The sequence below is a fragment of the Bacteroides sp. HF-162 genome, from assembly GCF_015679285.1.
In the GTDB taxonomy this organism is placed as follows: domain Bacteria; phylum Bacteroidota; class Bacteroidia; order Bacteroidales; family Bacteroidaceae; genus Bacteroides; species Bacteroides uniformis.
Window position 1 is genome coordinate 1,902,464 of sequence record NZ_CP064937.1, and the last position, 19,326, is coordinate 1,921,789.

General features: G+C 45.3%; 15 protein-coding genes. 9 read left to right on the forward strand and 6 right to left on the reverse strand.

Annotated elements, in window-relative coordinates:
- Positions 1 to 65 precede the first annotated feature (65 nt).
- Positions 66 to 758, forward strand: a complete 693-nt coding sequence (locus ITJ87_RS07570) for an SGNH/GDSL hydrolase family protein (RefSeq protein WP_117965899.1) — start codon at positions 66 to 68, stop codon at positions 756 to 758.
- A 19-nt stretch (positions 759 to 777) separates the two neighbouring features.
- Here ITJ87_RS07570 and ITJ87_RS07575 read toward each other — a convergent pair whose 3' ends face one another.
- Positions 778 to 1,440, reverse strand: coding sequence for a Crp/Fnr family transcriptional regulator (locus tag ITJ87_RS07575; RefSeq protein WP_117601136.1), 663 nt, complete (start codon positions 1,438 to 1,440; stop codon positions 778 to 780).
- 82 nt (positions 1,441 to 1,522) lie between these two features.
- The gene (locus ITJ87_RS07580) at positions 1,523 to 2,206 is read right to left on the reverse strand and encodes a rhomboid family intramembrane serine protease (protein WP_117965902.1); all 684 of its coding nucleotides are present in this window, start codon (positions 2,204 to 2,206) and stop codon (positions 1,523 to 1,525) included.
- A gap of 170 nt (positions 2,207 to 2,376) precedes the next feature.
- On the opposite strand from ITJ87_RS07580, the gene ITJ87_RS07585 reads away from it, so the two are divergent.
- The 3 genes from ITJ87_RS07585 to ITJ87_RS07595 are packed head-to-tail and all read left to right on the forward strand — an operon-like array spanning position 2,377 to position 7,033.
- Positions 2,377 to 4,317, forward strand: coding sequence for a glycogen debranching enzyme N-terminal domain-containing protein (locus ITJ87_RS07585; protein WP_117965905.1), 1,941 nt, complete (start codon positions 2,377 to 2,379; stop codon positions 4,315 to 4,317).
- A 14-nt stretch (positions 4,318 to 4,331) separates the two neighbouring features.
- Positions 4,332 to 5,600: a glycosyltransferase family 4 protein gene (locus ITJ87_RS07590; RefSeq protein ID WP_008666090.1), complete on the forward strand. Its 1,269-nt coding sequence runs from the start codon at positions 4,332 to 4,334 to the stop codon at positions 5,598 to 5,600.
- Positions 5,601 to 5,617: 17 nt separating this feature from the next.
- Entirely contained in the window at positions 5,618 to 7,033 is a 1,416-nt protein-coding gene (locus tag ITJ87_RS07595; protein ID WP_117965908.1) for a glycoside hydrolase family 57 protein, read from the forward strand.
- Positions 7,034 to 7,114: 81 nt separating this feature from the next.
- Here ITJ87_RS07595 and ITJ87_RS07600 read toward each other — a convergent pair whose 3' ends face one another.
- On the reverse strand, positions 7,115 to 8,698 hold the full coding sequence (locus ITJ87_RS07600; RefSeq protein ID WP_117601132.1) for a DUF4270 domain-containing protein: 1,584 nt from the start codon (positions 8,696 to 8,698) through the stop codon (positions 7,115 to 7,117).
- A 23-nt stretch (positions 8,699 to 8,721) separates the two neighbouring features.
- On the reverse strand, positions 8,722 to 9,546 hold the full coding sequence (locus tag ITJ87_RS07605; protein ID WP_117601131.1) for a glycogen/starch synthase: 825 nt from the start codon (positions 9,544 to 9,546) through the stop codon (positions 8,722 to 8,724).
- A gap of 246 nt (positions 9,547 to 9,792) precedes the next feature.
- Between ITJ87_RS07605 and panC the strand changes: the two genes are divergently transcribed.
- Both panC and panD read left to right on the forward strand, forming a co-directional pair.
- Positions 9,793 to 10,650 carry a pantoate--beta-alanine ligase gene (gene panC / locus ITJ87_RS07610; protein ID WP_117965911.1) on the forward strand — a complete coding sequence of 286 codons (858 nt, stop codon included), beginning with the start codon at positions 9,793 to 9,795 and terminating at the stop codon, positions 10,648 to 10,650.
- Positions 10,651 to 10,682: 32 nt separating this feature from the next.
- Positions 10,683 to 11,036 carry an aspartate 1-decarboxylase gene (gene panD / locus ITJ87_RS07615; RefSeq protein WP_005823568.1) on the forward strand — a complete coding sequence of 118 codons (354 nt, stop codon included), beginning with the start codon at positions 10,683 to 10,685 and terminating at the stop codon, positions 11,034 to 11,036.
- A gap of 64 nt (positions 11,037 to 11,100) precedes the next feature.
- On the opposite strand, the gene ITJ87_RS07620 is transcribed toward panD, so the two are convergent.
- Both ITJ87_RS07620 and ITJ87_RS07625 read right to left on the reverse strand, forming a co-directional pair.
- A complete protein-coding gene (locus ITJ87_RS07620) occupies positions 11,101 to 12,747 on the reverse strand; it encodes a S41 family peptidase (RefSeq protein ID WP_117965914.1) in 1,647 nt (548 codons plus the stop codon).
- Positions 12,748 to 12,853: 106 nt separating this feature from the next.
- Complete coding sequence (locus ITJ87_RS07625) at positions 12,854 to 15,154, reverse strand: bifunctional dihydroorotate dehydrogenase B NAD binding subunit/NADPH-dependent glutamate synthase (protein ID WP_117965916.1); 2,301 nt, start codon at positions 15,152 to 15,154, stop codon at positions 12,854 to 12,856.
- A 196-nt stretch (positions 15,155 to 15,350) separates the two neighbouring features.
- Here ITJ87_RS07625 and ITJ87_RS07630 point away from each other — a divergent pair, with 196 nt between their 5' ends.
- The 3 genes from ITJ87_RS07630 to ITJ87_RS07640 are packed head-to-tail and all read left to right on the forward strand — an operon-like array spanning position 15,351 to position 19,208.
- On the forward strand, positions 15,351 to 17,486 hold the full coding sequence (locus ITJ87_RS07630) for an outer membrane beta-barrel family protein (RefSeq protein WP_226791309.1): 2,136 nt from the start codon (positions 15,351 to 15,353) through the stop codon (positions 17,484 to 17,486).
- A gap of 5 nt (positions 17,487 to 17,491) precedes the next feature.
- Positions 17,492 to 18,505, forward strand: a complete 1,014-nt coding sequence (locus ITJ87_RS07635; RefSeq protein ID WP_117965922.1) for a sensor histidine kinase — start codon at positions 17,492 to 17,494, stop codon at positions 18,503 to 18,505.
- A 1-nt stretch (position 18,506) separates the two neighbouring features.
- Positions 18,507 to 19,208, forward strand: coding sequence for a LytTR family DNA-binding domain-containing protein (locus ITJ87_RS07640; RefSeq protein ID WP_117965925.1), 702 nt, complete (start codon positions 18,507 to 18,509; stop codon positions 19,206 to 19,208).
- The last annotated feature ends 118 nt before the right edge of the window (positions 19,209 to 19,326 follow it).

A 19,326-nucleotide genomic window follows, 5' to 3' on the forward strand; every position in this document is an offset into this window, starting at 1 on the left:
TGATAGCCTCACCTTAAAAATGGTGGGGCTGTTTTTTTATGACAAAAACAACAAAGAATAGAACAATGAAACTTTTATGTATGATTGCTGTCTTTTTGTGCATACCTTGGGTAGCCTCTGACGCGCAGAAGCAGGATTGGGGAAATTTGAAACGTTATGCAGAGGCAAATAAGGAACTGGTACGGAAGGGAAAGCAAAAGGACCGGGTGGTTTTTATGGGCAACTCAATCACAGAAGGATGGGTGGCAAATGATGCCGCTTTCTTTGAAAAAAATGGCTATGTGGGCCGTGGTATAAGTGGGCAGACTTCTTCCCATTTCCTGCTCCGTTTTCGTGAGGATGTCATCAAGCTTGCTCCGGCGCTGGTCGTGATAAATGCAGGTACCAATGACGTAGCGGAAAATGCAGGCGCTTATAATGAAGAATACACTTTTGGAAATATAGTGTCTATGGTTGAGTTGGCACGGGCTAATAAGATAAAGGTGATTTTGACATCTGTGTTGCCTGCCGCTGCTTTTGGCTGGAATTCTTCGGTGAAGGATGCTCCGCAAAAGATAATGCAGCTGAATGCCAGAATACGGGCATATGCTAAGGAGAACAAGATTCCTTATGTCGACTATTACAGTGAGATGGTAGAGGCGGAAGACGGCAATAACGCCTTGAACCCCTTGTATACTAAGGACGGGGTACACCCCACTCTGGAAGGGTATAAAGTGATGGAATCCTTGATAAAGAAAGTGATAGACAAGGTGTTGTAGGAAATCTCGGTTCAGGTGGTTATAAGAGTTTTTCTGCGTTGGGAATCATCATCTCGCCTCTGTGCAGTTCGAGCAGACCTTTCTCCTGCATGCTGTTCAGCGCTCTCGATACTCCCACGCGGGTATCATTGACCACCTGGGCCAGTTCTTCCATTTTTATTTTCAGCGTTTTCCTGCCTGCCGGACGTTCGATGTGTGTTAGGATAAAGTTGCCGATACGTCTTTCAAGGTTGTCGGTGTTTTCTGCCCAAAGGCGGTTGCTCAGACTTTGCGCGCGGTTGCTGATGATATTCATGTAATTCAGGCGGAATATATCATATTTAAACAATTCGCTCATGACGAAAGCCTTGCTTATGCTAACAGTGTGGGTCTCAGTTTGGGCGGTATAGGTCGAGACATAGGAGGTGCTCATCCCGAATAGGGATTGTGGCTCGATGACATAAGGCGCTTGAAAATATTCCGTGAAGCTGTATGAGGTATTAGCGGATGAAGTACATGAGGAGATTTCACCTTTCAATACGAATATCAGTTGACTGCATGTGTCACCGGCTTTCACGATAACTTCGCCGGCTTTATGCTTTGTAAAGTTCAGCTTGACTTTTCCTAGGATATTGGTAAAGTCTTCTTGTGCGAGTCCTTGAAAGAGTGGCAGTTGCAATAATGTATCAAACATTGTATTCATGATGCTTTTTCTTCTTGTTTTGAAACAAAAGTAGACATTATCAAGGTGTACTGTAAACTCTTTGCCCCTCTTTTTGTTTTTTTTATTGTTTCTTAAACGTGCTGTTGTCCTCTTCTGCCTTGTGGTCCGAATCCTCTTTTTCTGAATCCTCTTCTTCCGTGTCTTCCTCTTCCTCCTCTCCGGCAAACGGATCAGGCCGTTGTGGTCCGTATCCCATAAAGCATATGGCGCATAGCGTGCCTGCTATGGCTCCGCTAAGGTGTCCTTCCCAAGAAGTGGTGGCCTTTGCAAATTGTGGGAACATATTCCATACCAGGCCGCCATATAGGAACGTTATCAACAGTGAAATGGCGATAAGCGGTACATGTTTGCGCAGTATGCCGCTGAAGAACAGAAAGAAAGCCAGTCCGTATATAATGCCACTGGCTCCGATATGCCATCCCGGTTTCCCTATAAGAAAGGTAAGTGTACCGCATCCTATCCAAATGGCAAAGAAAATGTAGGGGGCTATATGGCGGTAGAAATAGAACAGACACCACATCAGGAAAAAGAGTGGAATCGTATTGGCGAGCAGATGCTTGAAGCTGCTGTGCACCAGTGGATGTGCGAAAATTCCGAACATACCCCGCTGTTCCATCGGATATACTCCCAGTTGTGTGAAGTTCCAGTCCATGCCTATCTCCAAAAACTTCAAAATGTATAAAATGAATAGCAGGAATAGGGGTATAACCGCCGCCAATGCCATTCTGCGTATATCATGCTTCATATTTCGTACAGTGATTGCTATTTTTGTACAATACTACGGAATATTTGACGAAAACCGAAAAAAAACTGACTTTTTATTTTGCCTATAAGCTTTAATTCGTATTTTTGGGCATCGCTACATGGCTTGTAGCGCATATACCGAAATAATTAACCTTTAAATAATGCACAACTATGAGTTATTTACGATTTGACAAGACCCTGATGATTAATCTGCAAGAATCTTTGCCAAGGGAGATATTGCGGACGAATAGGTCGGGAGCCTATCATTGTACAACAATTGTAGATTGTAACACACGCAAATATCACGGTCTGTTGGTGATACCGGTCCCCAACCTTGATGATGAAAACCATGTGCTGCTGTCTTCTTTGGATGAAACTGTAATTCAGCACGGTGCGGAGTTCAACCTGGGGTTGCATAAGTATCAAGGGAACCACTTCAGTCCTAACGGACACAAGTACATTCGAGAGTTCGACTGTGAAAATATCCCCACAACTACCTATCGTGTAGGAGGTGTCATCCTTCGTAAAGAAAAGATTTTCGTACATCATGAAAATCGGATTCTGATTCGTTATACCTTGGTCGATGCCCATTCGGCAACTACACTCAGATTCCGCCCTTTCCTGGCATTCCGCAGTGTGCGCGAGTACACGCACGAAAATGCGCAGGCAAGCCGCGACTATCAGTTGGTAGAGAATGGCATTAAAACCTGCATGTATCCTGGTTATCCGGAGTTGTTCATGCAGCTCAACAAAAAGAATGAGTTCCACTTCCAGCCTGACTGGTATCGTGGTATTGAGTATCCTAAAGAACAGGAACGCGGATATGACTTCAATGAAGACCTTTATGTGCCGGGATATTTTGAAGTTGATATAAAGAAAGGGGAAAACGTTGTCTTCTCCGCCGGTATTTCCGAGATTTCCCCCCGCAAGCTGAAGCAGACTTTTGAGTCCGAGGTGGCCGACCGCACTCCGCGTGACAGCTTTTACCACTGTCTGAAAAACTCGGCGCACCAGTTCCACAACAAGCAGGGAGAGGAGCATTATGTGCTTGCAGGTTATCCTTGGTTCAAGTGCCGTGCCCGTGACTTGTTCATCTCCCTGCCGGGTCTTACTTTGGCCTTAGGCGAACAAGATGAATTTGAAGACGTGATGAAAACAGCCGAAAAGGCTATCCGTGAATTTATCAATGGAGAACCTTCTTCCTATAAGATATACGAGATGGAGCATCCGGATGTGCTGCTGTGGGCTGTCTGGGCTTTACAGCAGTATGCTAAGGAGACTTCGCGTGAAAATTGCCGGCAGATGTACGGTAATCTCCTTGAAGAGATTGTTGACTATATCCGTGAACGCAGGCATGGCAATCTCTTCCTGCACGAAAATGGATTGTTGTATACCAATGGTACCGAGAAAGCGGTTACCTGGATGAACTCTACCGCCAATGGCCGTCCGGTTATTCCGCGTACGGGCTATATTGTGGAAGTGAATGCACTGTGGTACAATGCCCTGCGTTTTGTAGCCGATATGGTGCGGGAGGGAGGCAATGAAATTCTTGCTGATACACTGGACGCTCAGGCAGAAGTTACCGGAAAGTCTTTCGTAGACGTATTCCGCAATGAGTATGGCTATCTGTTTGACTATGTGGATGGTTATATGATGGATTGGAGTGTACGTCCCAACATGATATTTACTGTTGCTTTTGACTATTCTCCGTTGGATAGGGCCCAGAAAAAGCAGGTACTCGATATTGTGACGAAAGAACTGTTGACTCCGAAGGGTTTGCGTACACTGAGCCCCAAGAGTGGCGGATACAATCCGAATTATGTAGGTCCTCAGATTCAAAGAGATTATGCCTATCATCAGGGTACGGCATGGCCGTGGCTGATGGGTTTTTACATGGAAGCATATCTGCGTATCTATAAAGTGAGTGGCGTGTCGTTTGTAGAAAGATACCTCATCGGTATGGAAGATGAAATGACTTCCCATTGTATTGGCGCATTGCCCGAACTCTTCGATGGTAATCCTCCGTTTGTAGGAAGAGGGGCGGTGTCATTTGCCATGAATACGGCAGAAATCCTGCGTATCTTGAAGTTATTGTCTAAGTATAATTTATAAAAGGAGGAACGAAGATGAAAGTTTTAATGTTTGGATGGGAATTTCCTCCCAAAATATATGGTGGTCTTGCGGTTGCTTCTTATGGAATAACTAAAGGATTAAGTTTGCAGGGCGATGTGGAAACTACTTTCTGCATGCCCAAGCCGACGGGTGAAGAAGAGGACTTCTTGAAGATAGTAGGCATGAACCAGGTGCCTATCGTGTGGCGTGATGTCGATTACAATTATTTGAAGTCGAGGCTGACGCGCAACATGACGCCGGAAGATTATTATTCTTTCCGCGACCATATCTATTCGGATTTCTCTTATATGCACGTCAATGACATAGGCTGCATGGACTTTGCCGGCGGTTATCCCGGCAACCTGCACGAAGAGATAAACAACTTCTCGGTGATTGCCGGAGTAGTGGCTCGCCAGCAGGAATTTGATATTATTCATGCCCACGACTGGCTGACGTATCCTGCCGGAGTGCATGCCAAGATGGTGAGCGGAAAGCCGCTCTGCATCCATGTGCATGCTACGGACTTTGACCGTTCACGTGGAAAAGTCAATCCTACCGTCTATTCTATGGAGAAGAACGGTATGGATTATGCCGACTGCATCATGTGCGTGTCCGAACTGACCCGTCGCACGGTTATTGAGCAGTACCATCAGAATCCCAAGAAGGTGTTTGCCATGCACAATGCCGTCTATCCTCTCTCGCAGGAATACCAGGACATTCCACGTCCCGACCATTCCAAAGAGAAGATTGTGACATTCCTTGGCCGCATCACCATGCAAAAGGGACCGGAATACTTTGTGGAAGCTGCTTCACTGGTATTGCAGCGTGCCCGTAACATCCGCTTTGTTATGGCCGGTTCGGGAGATATGATGGATGCCATGATTAATCTGGCAGCCGAGCGGGGCATCGCCGACCGGTTCCATTTCCCGGGCTTCATGAAGGGAAAGCAGGTATATGAGGTTTATAAGAACAGTGATGTATTCGTTATGCCTTCCGTTTCCGAACCTTTCGGTATTGCTCCGCTGGAAGCCATGCAGTGTGGAACTCCTTCCATCATTTCAAAGCAGTCGGGATGCGGTGAAATTCTTGATAAGGTCATCAAGACCGATTATTGGGACATTCATGCAATGGCCGATGCCATTTACTCTCTCTGCACTAATCCCGCTCTCTTCCAATATCTGCAGGAGGAAGGCAAGAAGGAAGTGGATGGAATCACGTGGGAAAAAGTAGGCTTGAGAATCCGCGCCCTCTATGAGGATGTGTTAAGAAACTATGGTAAATAACAAAAACAATAATAGAAATGAGAACTATCTGTCTTTATTTTGAAATACATCAAATCATTCATCTGAAACGTTACCGTTTCTTTGATATAGGTATCGATCATTATTACTACGATGATTATGCCAATGAAACCAGTATCAATGATGTAGCCGAACGCTCTTATATCCCGGCATTGAACACTCTGATTGAAATGGTGAAGAATTCCGGAGGTGCGTTTAAAGTGGCTTTCTCCATTTCAGGGGTTGCGCTGGAGCAGTTGGAAATATATGCACCGGCTGTCATCGACTTGTTGCACCAGCTGAATGATACTGGTTGCTGTGAGTTCCTTGCCGAGCCTTATTCTCATGGCCTTTCTTCTCTGGTCAACGAGGATTGCTTCAAGGAAGAGGTGATGCGTCAGAGCGCTAAGATGAAGCAAATGTTCGGTAAGGCGCCGAAGGTGTTTCGTAATTCCAGCCTGATTTATAATGACGAGATTGGTGCGATGGTGGCAGCTTTGGGATTCAAGGGCATGCTGACGGAAGGAGCCAAGCATGTTTTGGGTTGGAAGAGTCCGCACTATGTATACCATTGCTCCATGAATCCTAACTTGAAGTTGCTGTTGCGTGACTTTAAGCTGTCTGACGACATCAGCCTACGCTTCTCCAACTCCGAGTGGAACGAGTATCCTTTGTTTGCCGACAAGTACATCAACTGGATTGATGCTTTACCGCAGGAAGAGCAGGTCATCAACATCTTTATGGAACTCTCTGCTCTGGGCATGGCACAGCCGTTGTCTTCCAATATTCTGGAATTCCTGAAGGCACTTCCATACTGTGCCAAAGAAAAGGGGATTACTTTCTCCACACCGACGGAAATCGTTACTAAACTGAAATCTGTTTCCCAGTTGGACGTTCCATATCCGATGTCTTGGGTGGACGAAGAAAGAGATACCAGCTGCTGGCTGGGTAACGTGATGCAGCGTGAAGCATTCAACAAGTTGTATAGTGTTGCCGAACGTGTCCATCTCTGTGATGACCGTCGTATCAAGCAAGACTGGGATTATCTGCAGGCAAGTAACAACTTCCGTTTCATGACTACCAAGCAAAGCGGTGTCGGTTTGAACCGTGGCATTTATGAATCTCCTTTTGATGCTTTCACCAATTATATGAATATTCTTGGTGACTTTATCAAACGTGTCGATTCTCTTTATCCGGTAGATATAGATAATGAAGAACTGAATGCATTGCTGACCACTATCCAAAACCAAGGTACCGAGATAGAGGAACTTCATAAGGAATTGGCGAAAGCGCAGACCAAACTGGAGAAGATAAAGGCTGCGGAAAAGAAAGAGGGCAAGGCTACAGCTAAATCTGCCGCAGAAAAAACGGCAAAGGCCAAGGCTTCTGCCAAAAAGCCTGCTGCAAAGAAAACAACTAAAAAGGCTGCTGAATAATATCGGCAGCTTTCCCATCAATCATAAAAAAGCCTTCCGCTCATCGTAGAGCGGAAGGCTTTTTTATGGAATATCTGTCAGTTACTTGTTGAAACTGGTGTATGTAACTTCTATCTTCAGAGGCGATTCCACTTCGCCTTTTGCATTCTCTTTCGGACCGCCTTTCAGTTTGGCATATCCCGGCTTGAGGTCGTTTTGGATACCGGTTATGGTTTTGTTGCCGCTACTGCTTGTACTGTTGTCATAGGTAATGGAAACCGGAATCAGCAATACCTTATCCCAGTCTTCATTTTCTTTGTTCCAAGTTTTTTCCCACTCTGTCTCATTCCAAGAACTGCCGGCCTTTTCTTTGGCGGCTTTCTTGGCAGCTTGTTTTTCGTTGATGCAAGTGGTAACCAACCGGGCGATGTTGCTGAATACATATTGATTAGTGGCAAATGCATTGTGGGTGGTTGTAAATGAGGTAATATTATCCATGACTTTGTTCTCTTCAAAGAAGCTTTTCAAGTCTTGTTTACGTATCAACAGCACGTCATTGGGAGCACTCATGCTATATTCATAGTCACTGTTTATATTATAATTCGTGAAAGTTAACTTCACGGCATTCAAGGTGTCATTGGTCAGTTTATTGTATATTGAATCGTATGGCATGGTAGCTTGAGTGAAGATACCGGCAGGAGATTTGATATAGGTATGTTGAGTTTCGGCAGCCTTTGCTTTTATCAAATCAGAATTCAGAAACTGGTTTGCCTGGATAACCTCTTTGGTAGAGGCGAATACAGTTTGCATGCTATAGAACAAAGAGTCTGTACCATCTTTTTTCTTCAGTGCTACACCGGTAGTATCATTTACGTGGTGGAAACGGAATTGCATTTGCAGAGCCACATAATCCACATAGAGGATGGTTCCATCTCCATAATCGCTCTTCACGTATACTCCTTTGAAAATCTTGTCTATGAAAGTTGCGGCGTCTTTAAAGTATTCGGGATGCTCGCGATAAACCTTCAATATTCTGTCTTCGCCGAAGGTTTTCTTGTCCAATGGGAACGTTACATTGGGATAGAAAGTATAATAACCGTTATTGTCCTTTTCAAATCTCACAGAGTCTGGAACAGACGTGTCGAAAGCTGAATAGGCCTTACGTCCGAGCAGGGACTTGGGGTCATACTTATTGTAGTACTCCTCTGGATTGATGTTGGTATAGCGATTTTTGTCCAGCTTCTTGTCCAGTTCATAGACACTCATTCGGCATGCATTCAGGGAATCGCCGAACCAACTGGAATAATAGACTGCTAGTTGTACTGAAACTACCGAGTCGGCAGTCATTGTACCTGTTGCCTTGATTGGATTTCCTTCACTGTCCCATTCGGTCACTTTATACACTTCCGGAAGTGAGAAGTTCTCCGTACAGTTCAGCTCCGTAAGGAAACTTGTTTCGTAATAACCGAATTCCGGGTCGGAAAACTTGCCTATATAGCCGGTACTCGTTTTGGCAAATACGGAATCAACGGGAAATGAACATGTTGTTACATTAAAAGTAGCAGTATGCGCTGACATGCCGTCAGAATCGGGCAACATACCCAGGCCTAATGTGCCGGTGTTGTCATCGCATCCAAAGAAAGTCAGGACTGCCAAAAGTAATGTTCCCAGATATCTTACTTTCATAGTTTTAACTGTCTAAATCGATTTTATTTTTGTTCTGTTTTCCATACCTTGTCGTAGAAGTCGTTGCAGGCTTCAGCAAAGTTTTCGGGAGATTGATATTCCAATACGGGCTTTCCGGATTCGCGGGCATAGTTCAGTACTTCCTCATTGACGTGTTCGCTTTGCTGTATAATGCCGTCGGAGAAGTCAGCAGCCAGTTTGCAAAGTGCTGTGTAGTCAATGGGTTCCTTCAATCCTGCAATATCTTTTTTGGCAATGCCTTTCAACAATAGCTTGTTAGAAAAGTCTGTGTGGAAAGCTTGTTTGAAGTCATCTTCATAAAGGGAAAATATGACTTTGGCATCTCTGAAAGAAGGTTCGTCTTTATAGGCTTTCTTGATGTACAGAGGCGCTAAAGCGGTCATCCAGCCGTGGCAGTGGATGATGTCGGGACACCAACGCAGTTTCTTCACCGTTTCCAGTACGCCGCGGGCATAGAAGATGGCACGGGCATCATTGTCTTCATACTCTTCACCATTTTCGTCTGTTACCTGCAAGCGGTTCTGGAAGTAGTCATCGTTGTCGATGAAGTATACTTGCATACGTGCAGACTGGATAGAGGCAACCTTGATGATGAGCGGGTGATCGGTATCGTCAATGATGAGGTTCATGCCGGAGAGTCGTATCACCTCATGCAGCTGGTTTCTGCGTTCGTTGATATTTCCCCATTTTGGCATAAACGTTCTGATTTCTCTGCCTTTTTCTTGAATAGCCTGAGGTAGGTTTCTGCCTACGAGGGACATTTCGGATTCTGAAACGTAAGGGGTAATTTCTTGGGTTATAAATAAAACCTTGTTCGCCTTTGTCATAATAACAATGTTCTCAATTATTCTGCAAAGATATAAAAAAAATCGGGCAATAAAGCAAACAGAGCCCGTCTATAATTCCTTATGAATTGTTAACTGATTGTTGTTCAGTGAGAAATCTTCTTTTGGAATTGTCGGAAAGTGTACTGAGTTTTGCATTAATTTGTGATATTTCTTCTTTATATGCTAAATAATGGTTTATTTTGCACCGCTTTTGAGAACAACCAAGTTATTATATAACCAATTAAAATGGAAATAGTACATACTATCAAGGACTTGCAGGCCGGACTTTCGGCTTTGAGAGCCCAGGGAAAGAAGATAGGTCTGGTACCTACGATGGGTGCCTTGCATGCCGGTCATGCCTCATTGGTGAAACGTTGTGTGGCAGAAAATGACGCTGCCGTAGTAAGCGTTTTTGTAAATCCGACCCAGTTTAATGACAAGAATGATTTAGTGAAATATCCCCGTACGCCGGAGGCTGATTGCCGTTTGCTGGAGGAGTGTGGAGCGGCATTTGTCTTTGCTCCTTCGGTGGAGGAGATGTATCCGGAACCGGATACCCGCCGTTTCAGCTATGCACCGCTGGACACAGTGATGGAAGGGGCATTCCGTCCGGGACATTTTAATGGTGTTTGCCAGATTGTGAGCAAACTGTTTGATGCTGTGCAGCCGGATCGTGCCTACTTCGGCGAGAAAGATTTCCAGCAGCTGGCAATTATTCGCGAGATGGTCCGCCAGCTGAAGTATCCTTTGGAAATTGTAGGCTGTCCCATTGTTCGTGAGGAAGACGGGTTGGCTCTGAGCAGCCGCAATGCCCGTTTATCTGCCGAAGAACGCAAAAATGCACTGAGAATTTCGCAGACTTTATTTGAAAGTCGTACCTTTGCAACCTCGCATACGGTAACTGAGACACAGAAGTTTGTGGAAGACACCATCGCAGCCACCCCCGGATTGCGTTTGGAATACTTTGAGCTGGTGGATGGCAGTACCTTACAGAAGATTGCCGATTGGGAGGAAACCTCTTATGCTGTGGGTTGTATCACGGTGTTCTGCGGGGAAGTCCGTCTGATTGACAATATCAAGTACAAAGAGCCTGCTGCCTTGTAATTTATAATTAGTAATTCGTAATTTATAAAGATATGATGATTGAAGTGTTGAAGTCGAAAATCCATTGTGCCCGCGTCACGGAAGCAAACCTGAACTATATGGGAAGCATTACGATTGATGAGGATTTGATGGATGCTGCCAACATGATTGCCGGCGAGAAGGTGTATATAGCCGACAATAATAACGGTGAACGTTTTGAAACCTACATTATTAAGGGCGAGCGCGGCTCTGGAAAAATTTGCTTGAACGGTGCGGCAGCCCGCAAGGTGCAACCTGATGACATCGTTATTATCATGTCCTACGCGCTGATGGACTTTGAAGAAGCCAAGTCATTCAAGCCGACGGTGATTTTCCCCGACCCGGCAACGAACAAGGTGGTGAAGTAGTCTCTTTATTGAAATATGGAAATAAAGCCCCGTTTGCAATTTTTCTGTAAACGGGGCTTTGTTTTTACTTCTGATTCTTCCCCGCAGGGTTCGTATGAGAATGAGGAGCCGATTTAATCTTATCGAGTAAATACAGAATCTCAGTTTGGACATCGAAATTATATCTTTGGTAGTCCTGATAGGTGGGCATCAAGTCCGGATAAAGTGTGTGGGCACACCGGTCTTTGCCCGGAAAGCATATTTGTATGGAGTTGGAGATAGAGCCTTGCATGCCGGTATAAGGTAACCGGAATAAGGTTTGTTCCATATAGGTATTGGGGGCTTGTCCACTGGGTATTCCTACAAGGGTAGCACCCATTTTCCACAGATAGAAAGTGTAGTGGAAAGCTGCACTGAAGGTACGTTCGTTGGTAATGACGTAAATGTGTTCCGGAGTATAGAGCGCCTTTCCTTGTTGCTTTCTCAGTTCTTCCGGTGCACTGGACATACAGTTCTCGATGAAGTCGGCCCGTCGCTGTTCTATGTTTGTGGTATCTGCTTCGTCCGTACTAAAAGTGTAGTCACCGTAGGTATAGTCTGTTCCGTATGTTTGGTTGAAATCCTGCAAGTTTGTCTGTAGTTTTTGCATGTAGAGGGGAGAGATGATACGATAGAATTTTATATCCATATCCGTTTGCAGGAAGTGGTCACCGAACAGTTGGTAAAGTGTGGGTAGGACAATCGGAGTCCAGCCGCCGCTATTGTTGCGCAAATCTATGATGAGAGTGGAGGAGGCTTCCTTCTTCATCTCTTTCAACATATGGGCGAAAACTTCGGAAAGGGACGGGAGTTGCCGAATGGCTTGCAGGGTATCGGCGGGCATATCTTGTTTCAAGATATCCCGATAATAGAATCCTATTTGCCGGTATAAATCTTTCAGCCCTTGTTTTTGCATATACTCAAAATTATCCCGTGCCATGATACTGTTGATATTGATGAGCATTATTTGCTTGTCGTTGTCTACGAACTGATAGGTCAGTTGTTTGTCTGTATAAGCTTTCCAACTGTTATTGTGTTGCATGGGTGTGTTTTGCACTTCCTGCCTTGACAATAAGGGAAGGGTTAATCCTCTTGATTTGCCGTCGGGAGTAAGAAGTGAGAGGTGAAGGTTGTCTTTCATTTCAGGGAAAAGCTGTCTCAAGAAATGTTCCGTAGGCATGGACTTGCATAGATTGGCATAACGGTCATATAGGTTTTCACTGGCTTGGATAGCGGCAGTGCGGGCCAGTACCTCTTCTAAAGAATCTCCGTTGATGGTTGTGATACGGCTACCTAACAAGTCTTTGTACGTTTCAGGGATTCCTTGAAGTATAATGCCGTCGGGGATGGTGCGTACTTCCAGTGCCAGGTAACGCTGCTTTGCTTGTTGATTGGCTGTGGGAGGTAAAAGGTAGGTGTGTCCGTCTTGCAGATTGGATAGGAAAATGCTTACCTTGTCAAAAAAGGTCTGTTTCGTACTGGGAGTCCGGCGTAACTCGTTCTCCAGATGGAAAGCTTGTTCGTAGAAGAATACTTTTCCTCCGAAGCCGCTGTAAGGGTCAGGATGGGTTGCTGTCAGTTCTTTTACCAGATACCGAAAGTCTGAAGCAAGGGAATCCCCGTTTAGGGGCTCTTGGGCGCTTGCCAATAGGGAAGCCAGACAGAGAAGGAAGGATAGATGAATATGTTTCATATTCTTGAAATATTAAGTTGTATGTTAGAAGGGGAAAGTAGAAGGAGAGGTTGTAGTAGAATAAAAAAGGTGGAGTTCGTATGTCTCCACCTTTCATGACAGATTCTTATTTTTTTAGCTGTTCGTTCATCGCTGCTGCTGCCTTTCGTCCGTCTCCCATGGCAAGGATTACGGTAGCACCTCCGCGGACAATGTCTCCTCCGGCAAAGATGGTCGGGATGGACGACTGCATGTTATCGTTGACGGCAATCGTTCCTTTCCGGCCCAATTCCAGTCCCTTGATGGAGCTTGGGACAATCGGGTTGGGAGATACACCTACGCTGACGATGGCAAGGTCAATGTCGATGGTTTCCGTGGCTCCGGGGATGGGTACGGGACTGCGGCGTCCGCTGGCATCCGGTTCACCCAGTTCCATTTTCTGAAGCACCACTTGTTTCACTTTTCCTTGTTCGTCGGCAATGTATTCGATTGGGTTGTGGAGGGTCAGGAATTCTACACCTTCTTCCTTGGCATGTTTCACCTCCTCGATACGTGCCGGCATTTCTTCTTCCGAACGACGGTAGATAATTAGGGCGCGCGCTGCACCGAGGCGGCGTGCAGTACGCACGGAGTCCATGGCAGTATTACCGCCGCCTATCACGGCTACACATTTGCCGAAGGGAACCGGTGTATCGGAATCTTCACTTGCCGCATCCATCAGGTTGACACGGGTCAGGTATTCATTGGACGAGAGGATATTGATGGAGTTCTCGCCGGGGATGTTCATAAAGTTGGGCAGTCCTGCACCGGAAGCTACGAATATGCCTTTGAAGCCTTCCTCTTCCAGTTGTTCCACGCTGAGCGTCTTGCCGATGATACAGTCCTTGACGAATTCTACTCCCATTTTGGCAAGGTTGTCAATTTCCACATCCACCACTTTGTTGGGCAGGCGGAACTCAGGAATGCCGTATTTCAATACACCACCAATCTCGTGCAGTGCTTCGAAAACAGTCACGTCATAGCCATACTTCGCCATATCTCCGGCAAATGACAGACCGGCGGGACCTGAACCGATGACAGCTACTTTGATACTGTTCTTTTCCTTGATTTCAGGTATGGAGATTTGTCCGCTCTCTCGTTCGTAGTCAGCGGCAAAACGTTCCAGATAGCCGATGGCTACCGGCTTTTCGTTCATCTTCAGATGGATACATTTGGATTCGCACTGTTTCTCTTGCGGACAGACGCGACCGCAGACGGCAGGCAGCGCACTGGTTTCTTTCAGTGTCTTGGCCGCTTCGAGGAATTCACCGCGCTCAATGTTCTTGATGAAGCGGGGGATGTCGATACCTACCGGACAACCTTCCGTACATCCGGGGTTGGCGCAGTCCAAGCAACGTTTGGCCTCTGTCAGCGCTTGTTCTTTCGTTAACCCTTGGTTGACTTCCTCCTTGCGGCTGTGCGAGCGGTATTCTGCATCGAGCTCGTTCATCTCCACGCGTGGAATGGCAGTCCGTTCTTTGGCTTTCATGGATTTGCGTAACTCCTGACGCCATGCAGCATTACGGCTTTTCTCATCTTCCATGTTTTCACCGGTAGCTTGGCAGGTCTGAGGTTCTTCCAGCTTGTGCATCTCCTCGCGTTCGATGCTTTTAAAAGCGCCCATACGCTTCAGCATCTCATCGAAGTCCACTTGATGTCCGTCGAACTCAGGGCCGTCCACACATACAAATTTGGTCTTTCCTCCGATGGTGATTCGGCAGGCGCCACACATGCCGGTACCGTCAACCATAATCGTATTCAGGGATACATCCGTGGGGATTTCGTATTTCTTTGTCAGCAAACAAACAAATTTCATCATGATGGCGGGGCCGATGGCGAAACACTTGTTCACCTTCTCGCGCTTGATGACTTCTTCTACGCCTTCCGTCACCAGACCTTTTCGTCCGTAGGAACCGTCGTCGGTCATGATAATGACTTCGTCGGAGCTTTCGCGCATCTCCTTTTCAAGGATGATCAGTTCTTTGGTACGTCCTGCCAGTACGGTGATGACGCGGTTGCCGGCAGCTTTCAGCGCTTGCACGATAGGGAGCATGGGAGCTACGCCTACACCACCTCCGGCACAGACCACAGTACCGAAGTTGTCAATGTGCGTAGCTTGTCCCAACGGGCCGACAACATCCGTAATGTAATCGCCTTCGTTCAGTTCGCAAAGACGGGTAGAGGAGAGCCCGACTTCCTGAACCACCAGTGTGATGGTTCCCTTTACCGGGTCGGCTTCCGCAATGGTAAGCGGCATACGTTCGCCTTTTTCGCCCACACGTACAATGACAAAGTGCCCTGCCTTACGTGATTTGGCAATCAATGGTGCTTCAATGACTAACTTAAAGACCTTTTCAGAAAAGTGTTCTTTGCTAATGATTTTATTCATTATCTAATAATTTTGTTGGTGTAATTACGCAATTACTGTCAGATTGATAGATTTTGCAAAGATAGGGGTTATTTGGTAATATCAAAAGAAGAATAGGGTAAAACTGCATGTTGTCACTGGATAACATCCCTTTGTCACTATAATTTGTTCACTTTCTACAGCCTGCCTACTTTTGAAATAAAAAATGAGGAAGAGTATGTATCGAAATGTTTTTTTAGGGGCAATTTTATTGAGTATGCCTTTGGTGGTTTGGTCGCAGCAGGATACGATTGCCGACCAGCGTTTGGAAGAGATTATGGTAACTGCTAAACTCCCGTTGGTAGAAATATCTGCCGGTAAAACAAGTTATCGGATGGATGCATCTGTCACTCAAAGTACGGGCAGTCTTTATGATGTTCTTGCTTCCCTGCCGGGAGTCGTGATAGATTCCAATGGCAATATTTTGTTGAACGGACAAAGCGGTGCAACGATTCTGATGGATGGCAAGCCTACTTATCTTTCGGGAGATGAATTGATGAGTCTGTTGAAATCTACTCCTGCAACTAATGCTGATAAGATAGATTTGATAACCCAGCCTTCCGCACGCCACGATGCGGCGGGAAGCTCCGGGTTGATTGATATACGTACAAGAAAAATAAGGCTGCGCGGTGTGAATCTGGCCTTGAACGGCAATGGCAGTCTTGGACGGACGGGTGGCGGTTATGGCGGCGTTTCCATGAATGTCAGGGAGAATAAGTTCAATCTTTATTTGAATTATTCGTATTATCAGGGAAAGGATGTCATAGACTTGTTTATCGACCGTGCGTTCGAACGGGATGGAGGAAGAATGATGCAGGACTCTTACCGAAAGCGTAGGAATTATTCGCACTATTTTCGTACCGGATGTGATTATTATCTCAATGAACGGACAGTTTGGGGAGTCTCGTTGGGTGGAAACTTTTCCCGGCAAAAGGAAAATGCAGGCATGTTTACGGAAATCCAAGAAATCGGAGTTGCGGGAAATACTTATAGCTATGCGGAGCAAAACCGGAACAATCTTTCTGCCGGGACCAGTATGGTGCATAAGCTTAAAAGAGAAGGGGGAGAACTCAGCGCTTCTTTTGATTATTTCCATTATTACCGTGTTGGAAACCAGTTGATGGATAGTTTTAAGCCCGATACATTGAAAGGGGACATGAAGGGAAATACAGACTTATATGTCGGACAGATAGATGCGGTTTATCCATTAAGTGAGGTTTGGAAGTTGCAGGCCGGAGTCAAAACCTCATTTGTTACGATAGACAATACGGCAGGTTATATGCGTCCGTCGGCTTCCGGCTGGCTGCCGGACGGGGCGCTTGGTTCCCGATTTGTATATGATGAAAATATCAATGCCTCCTATCTGCAAGCCGGCTATGAGAAAGACCGCTTGAAAATCTCAGCGGGTCTAAGGTTGGAACATACCCATGTACACGGGGACTTTGGAGGAAATACACAACAGAAAGACTCTTCGTTTACAACGAATTACTTCCATTTGTTTCCTACCATTGCTTTGCAATACGGTTTGACTTCGGAACATTTGTTTCAGTTTTCGTATGGCAGGCGTATTACCCGCCCCAATTATGGTGATTTGAATCCTTTTACCTACATATTCGATGACTATACCCATGAAGGAGGAAATACAAAACTGCATCCTTCCTTTTCTGATAATATAGAGTTGGGGTATGTGTATCGTGACTGGTTTCAGACGGTTCTCTTTTTCTCGTATACAGATGATGCTATCATGAAGAGCTATCGCGAACAAGAGGAACGGCGTATCTATGTAATGCCTCAGAATCTGTCTTCCTATGTACAGACGGGTGTGCGTGTACATGCTGCCAACCTCTCACCTGCTTCTTTTTGGAAAGTGAATCTGACCGCTATCGGTATTTATAATAATTATGGTTGGACGGAACAAGGGCAGAAAATGAAAAACCGTATGTTTACCCCGATACTCGGCTGCATGAACCAGTTTGCTTTCGCTTCAGTATGGTCGGCCGAACTTTCGGCAAATTATAATGGGCGAATGGCCTACGGACAAGCCACTGTACATCCGGTGCTGGAGGTGAACATCGGTATCCAAAAGAAGATGTTCCGTAACAGATGCACCGTTACCTTGTTTGCCAAGGATGTATTCAACACCAATTATCAAAAAGTAGATATTCGGTCTCCCGGTGTGCAGGCGTTTGTTGACGAACGGCACAACAAACGTGTGCTGGGTATTGCTTTCTCTTGGCGTTTTCAAAAAGGCAGCGATACAAAAGAAAGCAGAAGAAAAAAAGAAATAGATGAAACAAAAAGAGTAAATTTGTAACTACTATGGGCAGACTGTGGAACAAATGGCTGATGCCGGCATTATTTGCCGTGATTCTTTTTCTATGTATTCGTGTGGCGAATGATATTCCGAAACATGAATACTATTGGGAAAGCAATGAGTGGAATTTCATGTTGAAGGATATGCTTGTGGTACTCTTCATGTCTTACCCTATCTTTTTTCTATTGAAGTATTGGCTTTGTTTGTGCCGGAAGCGGAAGCTGGTGTGGTGGCAGGAATACGGGGTGGTTGTCCTGACAGCTCCCGTCTGGTGTCTTCTGACGATGTGGGTTATCCGCTTTTTGATGGGGGTAAGTCTTGATTTATACGATGTGCCTATTCCCGCCATAGTCAGTATGTTGCTTGGCGGCTTCTTCTATATATTCTTGCGTAATCAGATGATACAGAAGGAAAACGAAGCTCAACGCCTGCAATTGGAGAAAATAAAAAATGACCAGCTCCAGACAGAGCTGAAATTCCTTAAAGCGCAATATCATCCACATTTTCTTTTTAATGTACTCAATACGGTTTATTTTCAGATAGATGAGAATAATGAGGCTCCACGGCATACTCTTGAGCAATTGTCCGATTTGCTTCGTTACCAATTATACAATGATGGGGAGAAAGTGCAGGTTCGTGTGGAATTGGAATATCTGAAACAATACATCAGCCTATGTAAACTTCGTGCTACGAAGCGGCTGCAGTTGCAGGTGCATTTCGATGAAATGGAGGCGCAGGTTGAGATTTATCCATTGTTGTTTGTACCGTTGGTGGAGAATGCTTTCAAATATGTGGGAGGGAACTATTTTATAGCTATGGATATGTGTCTGAAAGAAGGCAAGTTGTGTTTTAGTATTGAAAATTCTATACCGGAACCATTAGTGCACCAGAAAGGAAAACATGGAATCGGCATAGAAAATCTGAGGCGCAGGCTGGAGCTGCTATATCCGGAGCGTCATACGCTGGACATAAATAGAGGAGATACTTTGTTTAGAGTAAAACTTGTGATAGAATTATAGGATGAAACAGGTAAAATGTGTAATAACCGATGACGAGCCTACTGCATGTGAAGGATTGCAACGCTATGTGGAAAAGGTGGATTTCCTTTCTTTAATGGGTGTATGTGAAGATGCTATGCAGTTGAACACTCTTTTGCAGACTGAGCAGCCGGACTTGTTGTTTCTGGATATTGAAATGCCTTATCTTTCGGGGCTTGAACTCTTGGCATCTCTTGCCCATCCGCCTCATGTGATTATCACTTCCGCTTATGAGCAGTATGCATTGAAAGGTTATGAACTTGATGTTACGGACTATCTGTTGAAACCGATTTCGTTTGACCGGTTCCTGAAAGCGGTGAATAAAGTACATGGTCTTTTGCAGCAGGAGAAATGGCCGGATGAAGCTAATAATTTTATATTTGTCCGTTCAGACCGTCAGATGCATAAGGTGTTGTTTAAGGATATTCTGGTGGTAGAGGGGCTGGAAAATTACGTCTGTATTTATACGGAAAGCACAAAGCTGCTTGTACGTTCTACCATGAAGCGTATGATAGAGGCTCTTCCTGGTGGAGTATTTCAGCAAGTCCATAAATCATATCTGATAAATTTGGAAAAGATTGAGATGATAGATGGCAATCGGATTATAGTTGGGAGGCATACTGTTCCGGTGGCACGTAATTTCCGCGAGGAGGTGTTTGCACGTATTTTGAAGAATACTTTGTAGTTGCGCAGGAGAAGCTTGTCATGATAAAACTCTGGGCACGAATTACATGGATTTCACGTTTTTTGCTAACCGCAACTGTGAAATTCATGTAATTCGTGCCCGAAAGAAAGTGTCAAAG

Coding starts and splice junctions, on each gene's coding strand:
- ITJ87_RS07635 (WP_117965922.1), top strand. CDS start 17,492: ATGGGCAGACTGTGGAACAAATGGCTGATGCCGGCATTATTTGCCGTG.
- ITJ87_RS07595 (WP_117965908.1), top strand. CDS start 5,618: ATGAGAACTATCTGTCTTTATTTTGAAATACATCAAATCATTCATCTG.
- panD (WP_005823568.1), top strand. CDS start 10,683: ATGATGATTGAAGTGTTGAAGTCGAAAATCCATTGTGCCCGCGTCACG.
- ITJ87_RS07620 (WP_117965914.1), bottom strand. CDS start 12,747: ATGAAACATATTCATCTATCCTTCCTTCTCTGTCTGGCTTCCCTATTG.
- ITJ87_RS07570 (WP_117965899.1), top strand. CDS start 66: ATGAAACTTTTATGTATGATTGCTGTCTTTTTGTGCATACCTTGGGTA.
- ITJ87_RS07625 (WP_117965916.1), bottom strand. CDS start 15,154: ATGAATAAAATCATTAGCAAAGAACACTTTTCTGAAAAGGTCTTTAAG.
- ITJ87_RS07585 (WP_117965905.1), top strand. CDS start 2,377: ATGAGTTATTTACGATTTGACAAGACCCTGATGATTAATCTGCAAGAA.
- ITJ87_RS07590 (WP_008666090.1), top strand. CDS start 4,332: ATGAAAGTTTTAATGTTTGGATGGGAATTTCCTCCCAAAATATATGGT.
- ITJ87_RS07630 (WP_226791309.1), top strand. CDS start 15,351: ATGTATCGAAATGTTTTTTTAGGGGCAATTTTATTGAGTATGCCTTTG.
- ITJ87_RS07580 (WP_117965902.1), bottom strand. CDS start 2,206: ATGAAGCATGATATACGCAGAATGGCATTGGCGGCGGTTATACCCCTA.
- ITJ87_RS07605 (WP_117601131.1), bottom strand. CDS start 9,546: ATGACAAAGGCGAACAAGGTTTTATTTATAACCCAAGAAATTACCCCT.
- panC (WP_117965911.1), top strand. CDS start 9,793: ATGGAAATAGTACATACTATCAAGGACTTGCAGGCCGGACTTTCGGCT.
- ITJ87_RS07640 (WP_117965925.1), top strand. CDS start 18,507: ATGAAACAGGTAAAATGTGTAATAACCGATGACGAGCCTACTGCATGT.
- ITJ87_RS07600 (WP_117601132.1), bottom strand. CDS start 8,698: ATGAAAGTAAGATATCTGGGAACATTACTTTTGGCAGTCCTGACTTTC.
- ITJ87_RS07575 (WP_117601136.1), bottom strand. CDS start 1,440: ATGAATACAATGTTTGATACATTATTGCAACTGCCACTCTTTCAAGGA.